At 67.5% G+C, this 18,342-nt stretch carries 19 protein-coding genes; 13 read left to right on the plus strand and 6 right to left on the minus strand.

From position 1 onward, the window contains the following. The first annotated feature begins 153 nt into the window (after positions 1-153). The 8 genes from rpmH to ACFVU2_RS04680 all read left to right on the plus strand — a co-directional run bounded on the left by rpmH (position 154) and on the right by ACFVU2_RS04680 (position 6,871). Positions 154-291, plus strand: a complete 138-nt coding sequence (gene rpmH, locus ACFVU2_RS04645; RefSeq protein WP_387871605.1) for a 50S ribosomal protein L34 — start codon at positions 154-156, stop codon at positions 289-291. A 9-nt stretch (positions 292-300) separates the two neighbouring features. Then, entirely contained in the window at positions 301-669 is a 369-nt protein-coding gene (rnpA, locus tag ACFVU2_RS04650; protein WP_387871608.1) for a ribonuclease P protein component, read from the plus strand. Between the two features lie 15 nt (positions 670-684). After that, positions 685-1,011 (plus strand): membrane protein insertion efficiency factor YidD, encoded by a 327-nt coding sequence (gene yidD / locus ACFVU2_RS04655; RefSeq protein ID WP_387871611.1) that lies wholly within the window; start codon positions 685-687, stop codon positions 1,009-1,011. A gap of 9 nt (positions 1,012-1,020) precedes the next feature. Then, positions 1,021-1,995: a membrane protein insertase YidC gene (yidC, locus tag ACFVU2_RS04660; RefSeq protein WP_387871614.1), complete on the plus strand. Its 975-nt coding sequence runs from the start codon at positions 1,021-1,023 to the stop codon at positions 1,993-1,995. A gap of 8 nt (positions 1,996-2,003) precedes the next feature. Further along, positions 2,004-2,600, plus strand: coding sequence for a protein jag (locus ACFVU2_RS04665; protein WP_387871617.1), 597 nt, complete (start codon positions 2,004-2,006; stop codon positions 2,598-2,600). Between the two features lie 14 nt (positions 2,601-2,614). Further along, complete coding sequence (gene rsmG, locus ACFVU2_RS04670) at positions 2,615-3,244, plus strand: 16S rRNA (guanine(527)-N(7))-methyltransferase RsmG (RefSeq protein ID WP_387871620.1); 630 nt, start codon at positions 2,615-2,617, stop codon at positions 3,242-3,244. A gap of 1,771 nt (positions 3,245-5,015) precedes the next feature. After that, positions 5,016-5,933 (plus strand): ParA family protein, encoded by a 918-nt coding sequence (locus ACFVU2_RS04675; RefSeq protein WP_387871622.1) that lies wholly within the window; start codon positions 5,016-5,018, stop codon positions 5,931-5,933. Then, positions 5,933-6,871, plus strand: coding sequence for a ParB/RepB/Spo0J family partition protein (locus tag ACFVU2_RS04680; RefSeq protein WP_387871624.1), 939 nt, complete (start codon positions 5,933-5,935; stop codon positions 6,869-6,871). The genes ACFVU2_RS04675 and ACFVU2_RS04680 overlap by 1 nt, the downstream gene beginning before the upstream one ends. Before the next feature lie 68 nt (positions 6,872-6,939). On the opposite strand, the gene ACFVU2_RS04685 is transcribed toward ACFVU2_RS04680, so the two are convergent. The 6 genes from ACFVU2_RS04685 to ACFVU2_RS04710 form a co-directional block, all read right to left on the minus strand. Next, positions 6,940-7,905 carry a D-alanine--D-alanine ligase gene (locus ACFVU2_RS04685; protein ID WP_387871627.1) on the minus strand — a complete coding sequence of 322 codons (966 nt, stop codon included), beginning with the start codon at positions 7,903-7,905 and terminating at the stop codon, positions 6,940-6,942. Between the two features lie 28 nt (positions 7,906-7,933). Next, positions 7,934-9,256, minus strand: coding sequence for a PLP-dependent aminotransferase family protein (locus ACFVU2_RS04690; protein ID WP_387871629.1), 1,323 nt, complete (start codon positions 9,254-9,256; stop codon positions 7,934-7,936). 136 nt (positions 9,257-9,392) lie between these two features. Further along, entirely contained in the window at positions 9,393-9,719 is a 327-nt protein-coding gene (trxA, locus tag ACFVU2_RS04695) for a thioredoxin (protein WP_021763557.1), read from the minus strand. A 13-nt stretch (positions 9,720-9,732) separates the two neighbouring features. Continuing rightward, on the minus strand, positions 9,733-10,719 hold the full coding sequence (trxB, locus tag ACFVU2_RS04700; RefSeq protein WP_387871632.1) for a thioredoxin-disulfide reductase: 987 nt from the start codon (positions 10,717-10,719) through the stop codon (positions 9,733-9,735). Positions 10,720-10,804: 85 nt separating this feature from the next. Then, positions 10,805-12,415 carry a murein biosynthesis integral membrane protein MurJ gene (gene murJ / locus ACFVU2_RS04705; protein ID WP_387871635.1) on the minus strand — a complete coding sequence of 537 codons (1,611 nt, stop codon included), beginning with the start codon at positions 12,413-12,415 and terminating at the stop codon, positions 10,805-10,807. Next, on the minus strand, positions 12,408-14,726 hold the full coding sequence (locus tag ACFVU2_RS04710; RefSeq protein WP_387871638.1) for a DUF6049 family protein: 2,319 nt from the start codon (positions 14,724-14,726) through the stop codon (positions 12,408-12,410). The genes murJ and ACFVU2_RS04710 overlap by 8 nt, the downstream gene beginning before the upstream one ends. Positions 14,727-14,820: 94 nt before the next feature. Between ACFVU2_RS04710 and ACFVU2_RS04715 the strand changes: the two genes are divergently transcribed. The 5 genes from ACFVU2_RS04715 to rplI all read left to right on the plus strand — a co-directional run bounded on the left by ACFVU2_RS04715 (position 14,821) and on the right by rplI (position 18,203). Continuing rightward, positions 14,821-16,245, plus strand: coding sequence for a CCA tRNA nucleotidyltransferase (locus ACFVU2_RS04715; RefSeq protein WP_387871641.1), 1,425 nt, complete (start codon positions 14,821-14,823; stop codon positions 16,243-16,245). 272 nt (positions 16,246-16,517) lie between these two features. Beyond that, positions 16,518-16,895: a 30S ribosomal protein S6 gene (gene rpsF, locus ACFVU2_RS04720; protein WP_387871644.1), complete on the plus strand. Its 378-nt coding sequence runs from the start codon at positions 16,518-16,520 to the stop codon at positions 16,893-16,895. A gap of 4 nt (positions 16,896-16,899) precedes the next feature. Beyond that, complete coding sequence (locus ACFVU2_RS04725; RefSeq protein WP_387871646.1) at positions 16,900-17,412, plus strand: single-stranded DNA-binding protein; 513 nt, start codon at positions 16,900-16,902, stop codon at positions 17,410-17,412. A gap of 63 nt (positions 17,413-17,475) precedes the next feature. Then, positions 17,476-17,739: a 30S ribosomal protein S18 gene (gene rpsR / locus ACFVU2_RS04730; RefSeq protein WP_018189012.1), complete on the plus strand. Its 264-nt coding sequence runs from the start codon at positions 17,476-17,478 to the stop codon at positions 17,737-17,739. Between the two features lie 11 nt (positions 17,740-17,750). Further along, positions 17,751-18,203: a 50S ribosomal protein L9 gene (rplI, locus tag ACFVU2_RS04735; protein WP_387871649.1), complete on the plus strand. Its 453-nt coding sequence runs from the start codon at positions 17,751-17,753 to the stop codon at positions 18,201-18,203. The last annotated feature ends 139 nt before the right edge of the window (positions 18,204-18,342 follow it).

An 18,342-nucleotide genomic window follows, 5' to 3' on the forward strand; every position in this document is an offset into this window, starting at 1 on the left:
GAGTCGTTCGGTTTGACCTCGGTCCTTTATAGGCCGTAGTTTTAATCAGTTGACTTCAGCCGTTCAGGCTGCCCTGAAACTTTTCTGGCCTCCCCGTGCTGGCGATATCCATCAGCACCGGCCTGCGAAGAGACCACCACGGAGATAGAGATTATGAGCAAGAGAACGTTCCAGCCGAACAACCGCAAGCGCGCCAAGACCCACGGCTTCCGCCTCCGCATGCGCACCCGTGCGGGTCGCGCCATCCTGGCGCACCGTCGTTCCAAGGGCCGCGAGAAGCTCTCGGCGTAGTACCGCCCGGTGCTCGCGAAGGCCAATCGCATCACGCGGGGGGCGGACTACCGGGCGACGGTGCGCAAAGGTGCCCGCTTCACGGCGGACAACACCATCGCGTACGTCCGTCCGAACGCCGACCCCGACGTGGTGCGATTCGGTTTTATCGTGAGCAAGTCGGTCGGTAACGCTGTGCGCCGCAATCTCGTGCGCCGGCGGCTCAAAGCCGCCGCCTACGAGGTGCTCCCCACGCTCCGCGAGAGCGCAGGGGCGGTGGGCGGAGTGGACATCGTGATCAGAGCATTACCAGCTTCTGCGGAGGCCCGGTGGGCTACCCTGCACGAAGAGGTCACCCGAGCCGTCAGCCGCTACGTCCGTCGTAGTTCCACCAGATAAGGGCCACGTCCGTCCATGTACGCCGCGATCACCGCAGTTCTGCTCGTTCCGCGGAACATCGCCGTGCTGATCCTGCGGGCGTACAGAGCGGTCATCTCCCCTCTGTACGGAGACGTGTGCCGCTACTACCCGTCGTGCTCGGCCTACGCACTGCAGGCCATCCAGCAGCACGGGGTGGTCATCGGGAGCGTTCTGGGTGTGCGCCGCATCGCCCGCTGCCATCCGTGGGCGGCGGGAGGGGTCGACGACGTCCCCGTGAAGAAGCACCAGCGCTACCGGGTCACTCCGTTCGGATTCGTCGTCGCCACGGGCGCCGGCAGCTTTAGCCAGAGAAGGGCCTAGCAAGCAGACATGGACATCATCGGTACGATCCTCTGGCCCATCAAATGGGTCGTCGAGCTGATCCTGGTCGCCTTCCACTGGCTGTTCTCGCAGATCGGGCTCGACCCGGCCGCCGGCCTCACCTGGGTGCTGTCGATCGTCGGACTCACCGTCGTCGTCCGTGCTGCGCTCATCCCGATCTTCGTCCGCCAGATCAAGAACCAGCGCCGGATGCTCGAAGTCGCGCCCCAGCTGAAGAAGATCCAGGACAAGTACAAGGGTAAGAAGGACCAGTTCTCTCGCGAGGCCATGTCTCGCGAGACGATGGAGCTCTACAAGAAGACGGGCACCAACCCGCTGAGCTCCTGCCTGCCGCTGCTGTTGCAGATGCCTATCTTCTTCTCGCTCTTCCAGGTTCTGAACGGCGCTCAGAGCGGCCACGCCGGCGTCGGCCCGCTCAACGAGGCGCTCGCCGTGCAGTTCGGCGGTGCGAGCCTCTTCGGCGTGGCACCGCTGCACCAGAGCTTCCAGGGGGCGATGAACGCCAACCCGCCGCAGGTCGTCGTCATGGTCATCGCGGCCGTGATGGTCGTGCTCATGACCGGCTCGCAGTTCCTGACGCAGCTCCAGATCGTGTCGAAGAACATGTCGCCCGAGACCAAGGCGAGCCCGCAGTTCAAGCAGCAGCGCATCCTGCTCTACCTGCTCCCCTTCGTCTTCCTGTTCTCGGGCTTCGCCTTCCCGCTCGGTGTCATGTTCTACTGGCTGACCTCGAACATCTGGACGATGGGACAGCAGTTCCTCGTCATCCGCAACATGCCGACTCCCGGCTCGGACGCCGCGAAGGCTCGTGAGGCCCGCCTGGCGAAGAAGGGCAAGCTCGTCGCGCAGGACGGCTCGATCGTGCTGAGTGTCGAAGAGGCCCAGCCCGCGAAGCCTGTCACGACCCAGCGCGTGCAGCCGGTGAACAAGAACCGCGCCAAGAAGCAGGCCGGAAAGAAGTAGGGACAGCCATGACCGACGTGCAGACCGACACGACCTCCTCCCCCGCCGCCGAGTTCGAGGACGCCGAGAACCAGGCCCCGGCGATCGAGACCGCGGAGACCGACGGCGCAGAAGCCGGCGCAGCGGGATCGCACGCGGAGCCGACCGCGGGTGAGCTCGACCGCGAAGGCGACATCGCCGCCGACTACATCGAGGAGCTCCTCGACATCGCCGACATCGACGGCGACATCGACATCGACGCGCGCAACGGCCGCGCCTACATCTCGGTGAATGCAGAAGACGGGACCAACCTCCAGTTGCTCTCCAAGCCGGACACGGTGGCCGCGCTGCAGGAGCTGACGCGTCTCGCCGTCCAGAACCAGACCGGCGGCTTCTCGCGCTTGATCCTCGACATCGCCGGTTCGCGCGATGCACGGCAGGAGGAGCTGGGCGAGCTGGTCGCGCGCGCGATCGTCCGCATCGAGGAGGGCGCCGCAGAGGCCGCGCTGCCCCCGATGTCGTCGTACGAGCGCAAGCTGGTTCACGACATCGTCTCGGAGCGTGGGTTCGTCTCGAACTCGCGGGGTGAGGGCCGGGACCGTCACACGGTCATCACGGCCGCGTAGTTCCACGTGAAACCGTGACGGACACTCTGGAAATCGAGCCGCCCGCTGCAGCAGTCCTCTTTGGAAGTCGACTGGATGTTGCACGAGCGTTCACTGAGAACCTTGCGGCTCAGGGCGAAGAGCGGGGGCTCATCGGACCGCTCGAGTTGCCCCGACTCTGGTCCCGCCACATCCTGAACTGCGCGATCGTCGCCCCGCTGCTTCGGCCCGGTCTCGTCGGCGACATCGGAAGTGGTGCCGGCCTGCCCGGGTTGGTCCTCGCGATCGCGCGACCTGACGTGTCATTCGTGCTCATCGAGCCGATGGAGCGCCGGATCGCCTGGTTGGACGAGCAGGTCGACGAACTCGGCCTTTCGAACGTCACGGTCATGCGTGCCCGCGCTGAGGATGCTCGGCTCGACGTCCCGCTCGACCAGGTGACGGCGCGCGCGGTCAGTGCGTTCCGGAAGCTTCTCCCGTTGACCGCTCCCCTGCTCAGGAATGGTGGCGAGCTCGTCCTCATGAAGGGCGCCGGCGCTCAGGCAGAAGTGGATGCCGCCACCAAGGAGATCCGCCGGTACAAGATCCACGATGTGGTCGTCGAGACTCTCGGCGAGGGCGTCCTCGATGAGGTGACCCGGGTCATTCGCGCCACTGTGCGCTGAATTCGGCGTGGCTTGTCGTCGATCAGGCCTCGTGTTCGCCGGTTCGACGCTCGAGCGGACGGCCTCTCGGCCTCGGAGGATCGCTCTGACAGCACCGAAACAGGGTGCTTCGGCGCTGAGAGAGGCGTCCTAAGGCGCAGTGCGCCGGTGCGGTCCGGCCGATTTCAGCGCCCGGATCGCAGGTTTCGCCGCGGATTTCGACGATTTCGACGTGTTCGGCAGGTTCGGGATGTTGGACGGCGATCGAGTCCGCGCCGAGTCGCCGCGTCGGTGGAAGGTTGCTGTTGAGATGGGGATGTCGCGCAGGACCCGGTCTGGTGATGTTCGCGATGTCCCGAGTGAGGGTTCGGTCGACTCCGACGAGCGAATCGTGTAGGTCGGAGTGGTCCGTTGTGTCGATTGCTGCCGCGGGCCGCCGATCACTCTCCGTCCAGTGGCACTCGGAGTTCTGGCGTCGCGCCGCGGCCGGCTGCACCGCGCTCCGATCTCTGGGCGCCGGGTGAAGCGGGAGCAGATGGGGGCGCGATCCGGCCCAGGTGACTTCGCTTCCGTCGGACGAAGCCGCCCCGAGAGGGTGGCGGGTTGCTCGTATTCACTCCCCCGCGAGAGCCTCCAGGTCGACCAGCTCTCACTCTGTTTCACCTGAACGCGAAGCGCGGGCGGACCGCTGAGTCCTTCACGGTGGGGACAGGCGGCCGGGCGCATCCCGTCGTCGCGGCGTCGACGAGTTCGTGCGGGCCGTACCGGTCGGATGTTGCGACGATCCGCCCGATGGCGCTCCGCCACGAGGCCTGCCCCGACAGATACATTCGGTGGGGATCGAGCGTCTGTCACCGATGGACCAGGATCGGCAGCGGCGGTATTCGATGGAGCCTGAAGGGCGTGGACGTGCGGCACCCGTATCGATGCCGTTTCACGTGAAACCAGGGTGGTCTCGGTTGACTACGATACGGTGCCGATACCGACCCCCGGGATGTGCATCAGGCGAAGGTCTCGCCTTCTCGCTCGGCCGCGGCCGCGCTCTCGTATAGTCCCGTGCTCGCCCATACCCGAGCTCCTTGATACAGGCTCGCTCCCTGCACCGGAGATCCGCCGAGGCGGCCAACGGCCCTGATTCACATGAATGGCGCGCTGGGGTGCCGTTGACCTTGGCTTCGTCCTCTGACTGGTGTCACAGGGATACCCTCGGGGCGCGCTGCGTGCCGTTTGCCGTGCGCGGTGTGCGGTCCAGCTTGTCCGACAGAGCCACCGGCGCCGCTCGGCTGTTTCACGTGAAACGTGGTTCCACCGCCTCCTCTGAGCAAGATGGGCTCCTGCGGCGCGGACGCCGCAGGCTCGGCGCGAGGCTGTGCGTCCCTCACCGCGTCACCCCGCCACGAGACGTGCAAAGTGGTTTCACGTGAAACGCCGCGAGTGGGAGCATCACCCGCTCCACCCGGGCAGTCGGGAGCGACCGCGTTGACGAGTGGCTTGAGCGCGCACTCCGAAGATCGACCGGCGGTCGGCCTGGGCGTCTGGACCCGACGTGTGACAGGGCGTCCTCCCGCTCACCAGAAGCGGCTCTCGGAAGACCCGCCAGGGTGCCCAGACCACGATGTTTCACGTGAAACCGACGAGGGATCCACGCCGGAGCCGGCAAGCGGCCTGCGGGTCGAGCGGAGAGCGCGGAGGGTCGAGTCGGATGTGCAAGCTAGAGTTGGACCAGGCGCAATCGACGGCGCCGACCCGACCAGAGCGGTGCCGTGCACCAGATCGAGCGACGAGGATTCACGTGAAACAACCGGACCAGGATCCGTCCATCGAGGCGGAGAATCCCGCCTTCGATGAATCGACCCCCCTGGCCCGAGAACTCGAGGATCTCGCGCGGAGGAGACAGGCGATAGCGTCGACCACCCTCCCCCTGCCCTCCCGGACCCGCGTCTTCACGATTTCCAATCAGAAGGGTGGCGTCGGCAAGACGACCACCGTCGTGAACCTCTCGGCCGCGCTCGCGAAGTCGGGTGCGCGCGTGCTGGTGATCGACCTCGACCCGCAGGGCAACGCGTCGACCGCCCTGAGCGTCGAGCACCGCGAGGGTACGCCGAGTGTCTACGACGTCATCGTGAACGACAAGGAGCTCGAGGAGGTCATCCAGAAGAGCCCCGAGTTCGACGGCCTCTTCGTCATTCCAGCGACCATCGACCTGGCTGGCGCTGAGATCGAACTCGTGTCGATGGTGGCCCGTGAGCAGCGCCTCGAGCGCGCTCTGAAGCGATTCCTCGATGAGTACGACATCGACTACGTCCTCATCGACTGCCCGCCCTCGCTGGGCCTGCTCACCATCAACGCCTTCGTCGCCGCGACCGAGGTGCTCATCCCCATCCAGTGCGAGTACTACGCCCTGGAGGGCCTGAGTCAGCTGCTCAAGAACATCCAGCTGATCGAACGCCATCTGAACCCGAAGCTGCGGGTGTCGACCATCCTGCTGACGATGTACGACTCCCGCACGAACCTGGCCCACCAGGTCGCGGCCGACGTCCGAGACCACTTCCCCAACGAGGTGCTCGACACGATCATTCCGCGCTCGGTCCGGATCTCGGAAGCGCCGAGCTACGGCCAGAGCGTCATCAGCTACGACGCAAACTCGTCCGGCTCGCTCTCGTACCTCGAGGCGGCCGCAGAAATCGCACGAAGAGGAGTACCCCGCTAATGGCAACGAAGCGCACCGGTCTGGGCCGCGGCATCGGGGCCCTCATCCCGACGTCCGATCAGGCGGCGAGGCCTGTGGACGTGTTCTTCCCGGATTCGAACGCTGCGGCGCCCGACGGCCTCGTCGCCGTGCCGGGGGCCCGGCTGGCGTACCTCTCCCCCGCCGACATCGTGCCGAACCCGGTGCAGCCGCGGACCGAATTCGATCAGGACGCGCTGGAGGAGCTGGTCGCCAGCATCCGCGAGGTGGGCGTCCTTCAGCCGGTCGTCGTCCGTCCACTCGCGGGGCAGCCCGACAAATACGAGCTCATCATGGGCGAGCGCCGTCTGCGTGCGACCAAGGAGCTCGGACTGGCGAACATCCCGGCCGTGGTGAAAGACACGGCCGATGATGCGATGCTGCGGGATGCGCTGCTCGAGAACCTGCACCGCTCGCAGCTCAACCCCCTCGAGGAGGCCTCTGCGTACCAGCAGCTCCTCGCCGACTTCGGGATCACCCAGGAGGAGCTCGCCACGCGCATCGGCCGCTCCCGTCCGCAGATCACCAACACGATCCGCTTGCTCAAGCTGCCCGCCCCGGTGCAGAGCCGCGTGGCCGCCGGCGTTCTGAGCGCCGGGCACGCTCGCGCCATCCTCTCCCTGGGCGAGGGCGAGGAAGCGATGGTGAAGCTCGCCGACAAGATCGTGAACGAGGACCTCTCGGTGCGCGCGGCAGAGGCCGTCGCGAGCAAGGCACCGAAGCCGGTCCGCTCCAAAGCGACCCCCGGAAAGCACCGCGGGCACCTGGACGAGATCGCCGAGAAGCTCGGTGATCGGCTGAACACCCGGGTGAAGATCAGCCTCGGCGCACGCAAGGGTCAGATCGTGGTCGACTTCGCCACGATCCAAGACCTCAACCGGATCCTCGACGAGATCGGCCAGCCCAGCTACAACGGCTGAGAAGGGTCCGTCGACGCGGCCGGGCGCACGAGAGATCGTGGACCCGGCCGGATCGTCAACCGGACGAGCTAGCCCTCGGCGATGGCCGTGACGGCCAATGCGGCGTAGACCTCGCCGAGATCACGACCGGACGCCGCGATCGCCTGCGGCATGATCGACGTCTCGGTCAGGCCGGGCAGCACATTGGCCTCGAGGAACCACGGAGTCCCGGCGGCGTCCACGATGAGGTCGATGCGCGACAGATGCCGCAGGCCCAGCGCGATGTGCGCGGTCGTGGCCGCCTCGGCGACGGCGGCAGCGACGTCGGGAGCGAGTCGAGCCGGCACATAGAAGCGGGTCTCCCCCGCGTTGTACCGCGCGTCGAACGTGTACGCCCCGTCGACCGGCTCGATCTCGACCGCGGGGAGGGCCTCCGGACCGTCGCCGGTGTCGATGACCGCGACGGACACCTCCACCCCGTCGACCTTGCGCTCGATCAGAGCGATCTCGGAGTAGGTGTACGCGTCGACCATCGCCCGCGGCAGCTCCTCCGCCGTCGCCACGATCGTGACGCCCTGCGCCGAGCCGCCCTGGGCTGGCTTCACGACGACGGGCATGCCGAGACCATCGATGATGGTCGGGAGGACGCTGTTGGCGCCGAGCTCGCGGAACGTCTCCTTGGGCAGTGTCACGGAATCCGGGGTGGAGACACCGGCGCGGGCGACGATCGCCTTCGCCGTCGGCTTCGACCAGGCCAGTCGCGACGAGTCGGTCCGGGAGCCGACGAAGGGGATCCCGGTCAGCTCCAGCAGGGCACGCAGGGCGCCGTCTTCCCCGCTCGCGCCGTGAAGCGCGGGCCAGACGACATCGGGGCGCGTGTCGACCAGGAACCCGAGCAGGGCTCCGTCCGGCTCGCGGACACTGACGCGGTGGCCCAGCGAGTTCAGGCCGTCGGCGACCCGGCGGCCGCTGCGCAGCGAGATGTCCCGCTCGTGCGAGATCCCGCCGGCGAGCACGACGATATCGAGGGCTTCGGAGGCTGCTTTTTCTGCCATGATCAGCTCTTTTTCGTGATTCGTGCGCTCAGCGCAGGTCGGTGGGAGGGTTGGCGCTGGTCCGGCTGGGACGGGCGGCGGTGAGGGGACCGGTACCCGCGAAGGTATCGAGCAGATCCTGTTCGCCGTTGATCACATTGGCGAGCCGGCGGATACCGACCCGGATGTTCTCCGGGGTCGGATAGCAGAACGAGAGGCGGATGTTCTGGGCTCCGGAGCCGTCCGCATAGAAGGCGGTGCCCGGTGTGTACGCGACCAGCTCGGTCACGGCGCGCGGGAGCATCGCCTTCGAGTCGAGATGCGACGGGAGGGTGAGCCACACGTAGAAGCCGCCGTTGGGGTTCGTCCAGCTCAACTCGGGGAGGTGCTCCTCCAGTGCGGAGATCATCGCCTCCTTGCGTTCGCGGTACACGCCGCGGAAGGTGTCGATCTGGCCCTTCCAGTCCGCGTCGCGCAGATACTCCGAGATCACGAGCTGGCTGAACGAGCTCGGGCTCAGCACGGCCGCCTCGTTGGCGAGGATGAGCTTCTCGCGGATGGCGTGGGGTGCGAGCGCCCAGCCGACGCGGAAGCCCGGAGCGAGCGTCTTCGAGAACGTGCCCAGGTAGACGACGCCCTCCTTCTCGACCGAACGCATCGCCGCCGGCGGTCGGTCGCCGAAGTAGAGGAGCCCGTACGGGTTGTCCTCCAGCACGAGGATGTCGTTCGCCCGCGCGATCTCGAGGATCTCGAGCCGTCGCTCCCATGTGAGCGTGACTCCGGCCGGGTTGTGGAACGTCGGGACGGTGTAGAGGAACTTCACTCGTCGGCCCGCCGCCTTCAGGCGTGCGATGTGCTCGCGCAGCGCCTCGGGGATCAGACCGTGCTCGTCCATCGGGACGTGGTCGACCTCGGCCTGGTACGACCGGAAGATCACCATCGCGGTGACGTAGCTCGGCCCCTCTGCGAGGACGACGTCGCCCGGGTCGATGAAGAGCTTGCTGAACAGCTCGAGCGCGTGCTGTGACCCCGTCGTGATCACGACGTCGTCCGCGCTGCCGCTGATGCCCTCGAGCGCCATGACGTCCAGGATCTGCTCGCGGAGGGCGGGGACGCCCTGACCGGAGCCGTACTGGAGGGCCACGGGCCCCTGCTCGCGCATGACGCGGTCCATCGCTCCGACCACCAGATCCTCGGGCAGAGCGGCGACGTACGGCATCCCGCCGGCGAGTGAGACCACCTCGGGCCGGCTGGCCACGGCGAACAGGGCTCGGACCTCACTGGCGGCCAGGCCGCTGGTGCGCTGCGCGTAGTGGCTGTACCACGGGTCCAGATTGTTGCCCCGCTGCGGCGGGATGCCCTGTTCGGTCACGAGTCATTCCATTTCTAGTGGCGTTTAGTCATGCTATTTGGGTCGTGCGCCCTGCGAAGAATCGAGGGTGCGGCGGATACGAAAAAGACCCGCCCGGCGGGTGAGCGCCGGACGGGTCTGCGAAGGAGCAGGTCGGCTACGCGAGGTAGGCGGCCAGGTCGGCTTCGAGGGCGGGCTTCGGCTTGGCGCCGATGACGGTCTTGACGACCTCTCCGCCCTGGTAGACCTTCATCGCGGGGATGGAGGTGATCTGGTACTTCGCAGCGGTCTGCGGGTTCTCGTCGACATTGAGCTTGACGATCTCGATCTTGTCGGAGTGCTCCGCCGCGATCTGGTCGAGGATCGGGCCGACGGCGCGACACGGGCCGCACCACTCTGCCCAGAAGTCCACGAGGATGGTCTTCTCGTTGTTAAGGACGTCCTGCTCGAACGTCGCGTCCGTGACCGAACGTGCTGCTGACATTGTCTGTATCTCCTTAGACGGTGGTCGAGAGTGAAAGGTCGCTGGAGGCGGGCTCGACCGCCTTCTCCAGCAGGTTCTGGGGGAGGGACGCGAGGAAGTGCTCCGCGTCGAGCGCGGCGACGGTCCCCGACGCCGCAGCCGTGACGGCCTGACGGTAGGTCGGGTCGATCACGTCACCGGCGGCGAAGACGCCGGAGAGGTTGGTCTTCGACGTGCGGCCGTCGACGGCGATGGTGCCCTCCGCGGTCAGGTCGAGCTGTCCGTGCACGAGGTGCACGCGCGGGTCGTTGCCGATCGCGATGAACAGTCCCTGCAGGTCGAGCTCGCTCTCGGCGCCGGTCTCCAGGTTGCGCAGCGTCACGTGCTGCACCTGCTCGGAGCCGCCGATGCCGATGACCTCCGAGTCCCAGATGAACTCGATCTTCTCGTTGGCGAAGGCGCGGTCCTGCATGATCTTGGAGGCGCGGAGGCTGTCGCGACGGTGGATGACGTACACCTTGTCGGCGAAGCGCGTGAGGAAGTTGGCCTCCTCCATCGCGGAGTCGCCGCCGCCGACGACGGCGATGGTGCGCTCGCGGAAGAAGAAGCCGTCGCAGGTGGCGCACCACGAGACACCGTGGCCGGACAGACGCTCCTCGTCCTCCAGGCCCAGCTTGCGGTAGGCGGAACCGGTGGCGAAGATCACCGAGAGGGCCTCGTGCACGGCGCCCGAGCCGAGGGTGACGGTCTTGACCTCACCCTTCAGGTCGACAGAGACGACGTCGTCGAGCACGACCTCCGTGCCGAACTTCTCGGCCTGGGCCTGCATCTTGAACATGAGGTCGGGGCCCATGATCCCGTCCGGGAATCCGGGGAAGTTCTCGACCTCGGTGGTGTTCATCAGCTCGCCGCCCGCCTCGACGGAGGAGGCGATCAGCAGCGGCTTCAGATTGGCGCGGGCCGCATAGATGGCCGCGGTGTAACCGGCAGGGCCGGAACCGATGATGATGATCTGCCGCACGGCGGAACTCCTTGACTGTCTGCAGTGCCCCCGGGACCGGAGGCACCGACCTGTAGAACACATCCTAGGCGGATGGTATTCCGTGTCATCCGCTGTGGGGAGTTCGGCGCCGAAGGCGGTCGAGGATTGGTCCGACTCCCGCTTCCAGGTCGCTCGAACGGAAGATCGCGAGGAACCCGACGTACACGATCAGCATGACCACCCCGACGACGGCGGACGACACGATTGCACCCACGACGCCGCTGACGGGGAACGCGCCCGGCTCCACTCCCCCGAGCAGCACGAGGAACCCCGCACCGGCGACCATGGCGGCGAGGGCGGCGAGCAGGAACCGCCAGAGTCCGCTCGCGATGCGGCGCCCATCCACCCCGCCCACACGACGTCGCAGGAGCGCGAACGCGAGCACGGCCTGGATGACGCTGGCGATCGACACGACGAGGGCGACCGCGGCCGCACGCATCTCGGGGCCGACCGAGAAGCAGGCGAGGACACCGATGATGATGACGACGACCTGCGCAAGCGTGAACAGGAACGGCGTGCGCGTGTCGCCCAGGGAGTAGAAGGCCCGCTGCGCCATGAAGACCAGCGAGAAGGGCACGAGGCCGACCAGATACGCGATGAGCACGAGCCCGAACGATTCGAAGCTCGACGTGAAGACGCGGGCGATGGGGAAGGCGACGACGATCATCGTGGCCGAGGAGAACACGATGAGGAACATGATCGAACGCGCCGCACTCGAGAAATCTGCTCGGAAGTCGGCGGTGGCACCGCGATGGGCATGCTCCGCCATCCGTGTGTAGTACGCCGTGACGATCGAGACGGCGATGATGCCGTGCGGGAGCATGAAGATCAGCCAGGCGTTGTTCATGACGAACGAGCCGGCATAGCCCTCCCCTGCCGAGTTCGAGACGTTCAGCTCGATGAGACCGGCGATCTGGGTCGCGATCAGCATCCCGAACGTCCAGCCCGCGGCCTTGCCCGCGCTCCCGAGGTTCACGCCGCGCCACCCGAAGTCGAACCGGAAACGGAGGCCGATCCGGCGCCAGAAGACGAAGAGCACGAGCGCTTGCACGGCGATGCCGAGGGTCGCGCCTCCGGCGAGCAGGGCGATCATCCCGATCGACCAGGTGTCGTGCGGGTTGCCAGACTTGGAGTACGTGCCGAAGAGCAGGATGAAGCCGCCGAGCATCGCGATGGCGATGATGTTGTTGATGACCGGCGCCCAGGTGAACGGTCCGAACGACTTGCGGGCGTTCAAGACCTCGCCGAGAAGCGTGTAGAGGCCCAGGAAGAAGATCTGCGGCAGCGACCAATATGCGAAGGTCGTCGCGAGCTGCGCCTGCTCACCGCGGAGGCCGTAGAGGGTCATCAGGAGCGGCGCGGCCACGGTCGCGACGACGGCGACGCCGGCGAAGACGACCATCCCCAGGGTGACCAGCTTGTTGATGTAGGCCCGGCCGCCATCGGCATTGACGGACGCGCGCACGATCTGGGGGACGAGGATGGCGTTCAGGATGCCCTGGGCGATGATGGCGTACAGGCTGTTCGGTACGGATGTCGCCGTGCCGTACGCGTTCGCGGCGAGGCTCAGCGTCCCGATCGCCTGCACCAGCAGCCACGCCTTCGCGAAGCCGAGGATGCGCGAGACGAAGGTGCCCGAGGCGAGCATGGCGCTCGCGCGCCCGATGCTAGCCACGCGGGTCGTCCTCCGCGGCGGGCGGATCGACGGGAGGATCGGCGGGCGGCTCGGGCGGCGCATCCACCTCGTGCTCGTCAACGGAGGAGGTGGCGCCATCGCCCTCGCCGTCGTCGGACGGGCTCTCCCCCGCCTCCTCCGACTGGCGCTCTTTGCGCTTGCGGAGGATGTTGCGCACGATCCCGAACCCGAAGAGCAGCACGAGCAGCACCCCGAGGATCAGGGCGCCGATCCCCTCCCAATCGGCATGGACGTCCACCGTCACCGACGTCGGGTCGCCGATCGGCACCCCGGTCGGGCTGTAGAGGCGCAGCGAGAGGACGACCTGCCCGTTGCCGACCTTCGCCTTGACCGGGATGAGCACCGTCGCACGGGAGTCCTGGGGGATGCGTTTGGTCGTGGTGTCGTCGATCTCCAGCCGGCTGTTCGAGGGAGCGGCGGTGAGGGCGACGGTCGCCGCCTCCCCCGTCAGCTCGTTGCTGACCGTGAAGGGGATGGAGCCCTGCGCGCTGACGAGGTTGATGTTCTCGGTCGGCAGGATGCGGATGGAGTGCAGGGTCTTGACCGTCGCCTCGTGCGAGGCGGCGACCGCGGCAGACCAGTCCGTGCGCGGGTTCTGCCACGAGACCGCGAGCAGCGTCAGCAGCTGGGCGCGCACACGTCCGGTCAACGTCTCCGGGGCGTCGAGGACCGAGGAGAAGGCGCCGAGGGAGGTCTCGTCGGAGAGCAGCGCGCGGATGGAGTCGATGCGCGCCTGCGATTCGGGGGCGTCGGTGAGGCTGAGCCCCGCCGATGCACCGGCCGATCGCACCGACACGAGAGTCGACGGCGACACCCACTGCGACGAGAACAGGGCGTCGAGGGTGCGCTTCAGCTGGGTGCCGCTCGACGGCCATGAGCGGTCGAGGCCGATGAGGAGGTGCCGGGCGTCGCCGCCCTCCGCGCTGATCAACTGCAGCTGGGCGTTGAGCTTGCCCATGGCCGTGTTCCAGGCGACATCGCTCGGCGCGGAGATCGCGGCGCGCAGTGCATCCGAGAGCCTCTGGTCGGACGCGACGACCTGGCTGCCGGCTGCGGGGACGGAGGCGTTGGGCGTCGTATCGAGATCGGAGGCGTTGGTGTTGTCTCCCGAGACGAGGACGGTCGAGAGGCCGGCGCCCGCGAGCGGCGCCAGATCGGCTGCTCGAACGGTCTTGTCGCCGGGCCAGGCGATGCCTTTCATGGTGAAGTCCCAGGCAGTGAGGTCGTCGAGCGAGGGCAGTGCTGGGCCTGATGTGGGCGTCGGCGTCGGCGTGGATGTCGGACCGCTCGGGCCGGTCTCGGTGGCGGGCGGCGCGGGCTGGCCGATCGACGTCGGGGTCGGGGAGAAGTTCTTGGAGTCCAGTGCGTAGACCAAGGACGTCGGGGCCAGCGGCGCGCTGGCACCCGATTGGATCTGCCCGGTCGGATCGGCATCGCCGTAACCGAGAGAGAAGGTTTCATTGGGCAATGCCGAGAGTCGCACCAACCAGTCGGTCGCCGTCGCCGGCGCGGCATTACCGAGCACCCTGATCGACGCGATGATCATGGGATCGATCCCGACCGTGACCGCAGCGTGCCCCTCCAGCCCGTCGAGATCGCGGGTCAGGACACCGTTGGCCGCCGTGTACGTCGTGAGATCGGCGGCGGAGATGAGGCCGTCGGAGGTGGAGGGGCTCACGATCGGCATCACGACGCCGACGCTCGAACGCGGACCGGCATCCGCCGCGCTCCACACGACCGACCCGCGGGCCTCGGTCGTGTCGCCGCTCGTCGAGACGGTCGCCCCGATTCCGAACACCGTGGATTCGGCGAGCGTCCCGAACGGCACCGACGCGGCCGGGACGGTCACGCGAACCACGGTGCTCGAGCCGCTTTCGAGCGGGGGGAGTGCGACCGTGCCCAGCGTCGTGGCGCCGGAGACCGGATCCGCCGAACCGAGCCAGTCGGTGAGCGACCCCCGGGAGGTCATCGCGTGCGGGTCGAGCCACACGGTCGCCGTCCCCGTGGCGACGGCGGTCTCCGTCGGATTCGAGACCGTTACGGCGACGGTGAGGTCCTGCCCCGCAGCCAGGACGCCTGCGTTGTCGGTCGTGACGCCGGCCGTGAGGCCGGATCCGGAGTCGGCGGCGGCGACGGTCGCCGGCGCGGCGAGACTCCCCGGCGCGGCGGATGCGGCTGTGGGCGTGCCGGACAGCAGGGCGAGCGCGGCGGCGGAGGCGACGACGGCCAGACGGCCGCTCGCGCGCCGGAGTCGGGCACCCCGTAGGAGGGTGGGGTCGGCTGCGCTCATGCGTCGACGCGCGATCCCTGCTCGGCCTCCATGTCGACGATTCTAGATGCCACCCCCTGAGAGCCCGGCGAGGACGCCCGTAAACTGGATCACCATGCAGAGCGTCGCCGAATCCCTCGAACGTCTCGGCGACCTCGCGGCTTCGCCGACGGTCGCCCGAGTGGCCACCCTCTTCGCGGCGGCGGGATTCGAACTCTCCCTCGTCGGCGGACCGGTTCGCGACGCCTTGCTCGGGCGGGCCGTGCACGATCTCGACTTCACCACCGACGCCCGCCCGGACGACATCCTGGCGATCGTCTCCCCCCACGCCGATGCCGTGTGGGACATCGGCCGACAGTTCGGGACGATCGGCGCGCGCTTCGGCGACGACACGGTCGAGATCACGACCTACCGCACCGACAGCTACGACGGCGAGACCCGGAAGCCCGACGTCGTCTTCGGCGACTCGCTCGAGGGCGACCTCCTGCGTCGCGACTTCACGGTGAACGCGCTCGCCCTGCGCGTGCCCGAGGTGCGACTCGTCGACCCGTCCGGAGGCGTGGACCACCTGCTGACACGGACGATCACCACACCGTCGAGCCCGGAGATCTCGTTCGGCGACGACCCGCTCCGCATGCTGCGGGCGGCGCGCTTCGCCGCGCAGCTCGGTTTCGTCGTCGACGACGACACCGTCGAGGCGATGGCGCGCATGGCCGAGCGCATCCGCATCATCAGCGCGGAGCGCGTGCGCGACGAGCTCACCAAGCTGCTCTGCTCCGACGACCCGCGGCCCGGCATCGAGCTGCTCGTGGGCACCGGCCTCGCAGACGAGGTGCTGCCCGAGGTCCCCGCCCTGCGATTGGAGGTGGACGAGCACCATCACCACAAGGACGTCTACCAGCACAGCCTCACCGTGCTGGAGCAGGCCATCGGCTATGAGAAGGAGCGCCACCCGGGTGCGGCGCCCGATCTCGTCCTCCGGCTGGCGGCCATCCTGCACGACATCGGCAAGCCGGCCACCCGCCGGTTCGAGACGGGCGGAGCGGTCAGCTTCTACCACCATGACGTCGTCGGGGCGAAGCTGGCGAAGAAGCGGCTGACCGCACTCCGCTTCGACAAGACGACCATCGAGGCCGTCGCGCGCCTGATCGAGCTGCACCTGCGCTTCTTCGGCTACGCCGACGCGAGCTGGACGGACTCGGCCGTGCGCCGCTACGTGCGTGACGCGGGCGATCAGCTCGAGCGGCTGCACATGCTCACCCGTGCCGACGTCACCACGCGCAACAGGCGCAAGGCCGATCGGCTCGGCTTCGCCTACGACGACCTCGAGCAGCGCATCCGGGAGCTCCAAGAGAAGGAGGAGCTGGATGCGGTCCGGCCGGACCTCGACGGGCAGCAGGTCATGCACATCCTCGGGATCACCCCGGGGCGCGATGTCGGACGCGCGATGAAGTTCCTCCTCGACCTCCGGCTCGACGAAGGACCGTTGGGCGAGGAGGAGGCGACGCGCCGTCTGCTCGCCTGGTGGGCGGACCAGTGAGGTACTGAATCCTCCACAGGACGTCTGGAGGGTGGGTTTCCCACCGTTCTGAGGCCGTACCGTCGGCGCCCTCCCGCGGCGGTCAGGCTGGCGTCATGACCACTCTTCTCGACGCTCCCGCCCCGCTCCGCACCGACGCCGGCTGGAGAGTTACTCCCCCGTCCGCTACCATAGGAAAGTTGCCTGGGCAGAATTCTGCCCGCACAACCGATGTACAACCCTCCTGCTGCAGAAAGTCTGCAGCCGCTGAGACCAGAGGAGGTGGGTTAGTCATGCATCAGTACGAGCTGATGGTCATCCTCGATCCAGAGATCGATGAGCGCACCGTTGCTCCCAGCCTTGACAAGTTCCTCAACGTCGTTCGTAACGACGGTGGAACGATCGACAGCGTCGACATCTGGGGTCGCCGTCGCCTGGCCTACGAGATCAACAAGAAGTCCGAGGGCATCTACGCGGTCGTCCAGCTGACCGCCACCGGTGACACCACCAAGGAGCTCGATCGCCAGCTGAAGCTCAGCGAGGCCGTCATGCGCACCAAGGTCCTCCGCGCTGAGGAGGGGATCGCTCAGGTCGCCGCCGCTCAGAAGCGCGCCGACGAGAAGGCTGCCCGCAAGGCCGCCTCCGCCGGTACCGAGAAGGCCGGCGCCTAGTCCGATGGCCGGCGAGACCATCATCACCGTGGTGGGGAACCTCACGGCCGACCCCGAGCTGCGCTATACGCAGAACGGGCTGGCCGTCGCCAACTTCACCATCGCGTCCACTCCCCGCACGTTCGACCGTCAGGCGAACGAGTGGAAGGACGGTGAGGCTCTGTTCCTCCGGGCGAGCGTCTGGCGTGAGTTCGCCGAGCACGTCGCGGGCTCGCTGACCAAGGGGTCCCGCGTCATCGCGCAGGGGCGGCTGAAGCAGCGCTCCTACGAGACGAAGGAAGGCGAGAAGCGCACCTCGATCGAGCTCGAGATCGATGAGATCGGGCCGTCGCTGCGTTACGCCACCGCTCAGGTGACCCGTGCTCAGTCGTCCGGCGGGCCTCGTGCCGCGGGTGGATTCGGTGGCGGGGCTCCCGCGGTCGAAGAGCCCTGGGCCGCCTCCGCCCCCGCGGACCCGTCCGCGGGCGCCGACGTCTGGAACACTCCGGGTTCCTACAACGACGAGACCCCTTTCTAAGGGCCCTCTTACATTCATCAGCCCTCCCGGTGCGATCGGGACGGGCAGAAAGCAAAGGAAATCATGGCTGGAAAGTCGAGCGGCGACCGCCGCAAGCCGATCCGCAAGGGCAAGGACGGCAAGAACGCCGCTCCCGCGAAGTCCGTTCGCGTCGGTGTCATTGACTACAAGGACGTCGCAACCCTGCGTAAGTTCATCTCGGAGCGTGGAAAGATCCGCGCCCGCCGCATCACCGGTGTCTCCGTCCAGGAGCAGCGCCTGATCGCCCGCGCAGTCAAGAACGCGCGCGAGATGGCACTTCTCCCCTACGCCGGCTCGGGCCGTTAAGGAGATCACCCATGTCGAAAGTAATTCTGACGCACGAGGTCACCGGCCTCGGATCGGCCGGTGACGTCGTCGACGTCAAGAACGGCTACGCGCGCAACTACCTCGTTCCGAAGGGCTTCGCGATCACGTGGAGCCGCGGTGGCGAGAAGCAGGTCGAGCAGATCAAGGCGGCTCGCGCCGCTCGTGAGCTCCACACGGTCGAGCAGGCCCAGGACCTCAAGGCGAAGCTCGAGGCCACGAAGGTCAAGCTGGTCGTGAAGGCGGGCCGCGAGGGCCGTCTGTTCGGCTCGGTCAAGACCAGCGATGTCGCCGACGCCGTCAAGGCGGCGGGCATCGGTGAGCTCGACAAGCGCAAGATCGAGCTCCCCAACGCGATCAAGGTCGTCGGCGACCACGAGGCGACCGTGCGTCTGCACGACGACCTCTCGGCCGTCATCACGCTCCAGGTGGTCGCTGCCAAGTAGGCGACGAAGAGAAGTCAGTGTAGCGGGGGGGGGCGGCCCCCCCCCCCCCCCCCGTAATGGGACGTTTGCCCCGGGTTGGTAAAAGGTGGGCACGCCCCGACATAATCAAAGTACACACAAGCGGAAGAAGTTTGTTAAA

The organism is Leifsonia sp. NPDC058194, assembly GCF_042883605.1.
Taxonomy (GTDB): domain Bacteria; phylum Actinomycetota; class Actinomycetes; order Actinomycetales; family Microbacteriaceae; genus Leifsonia.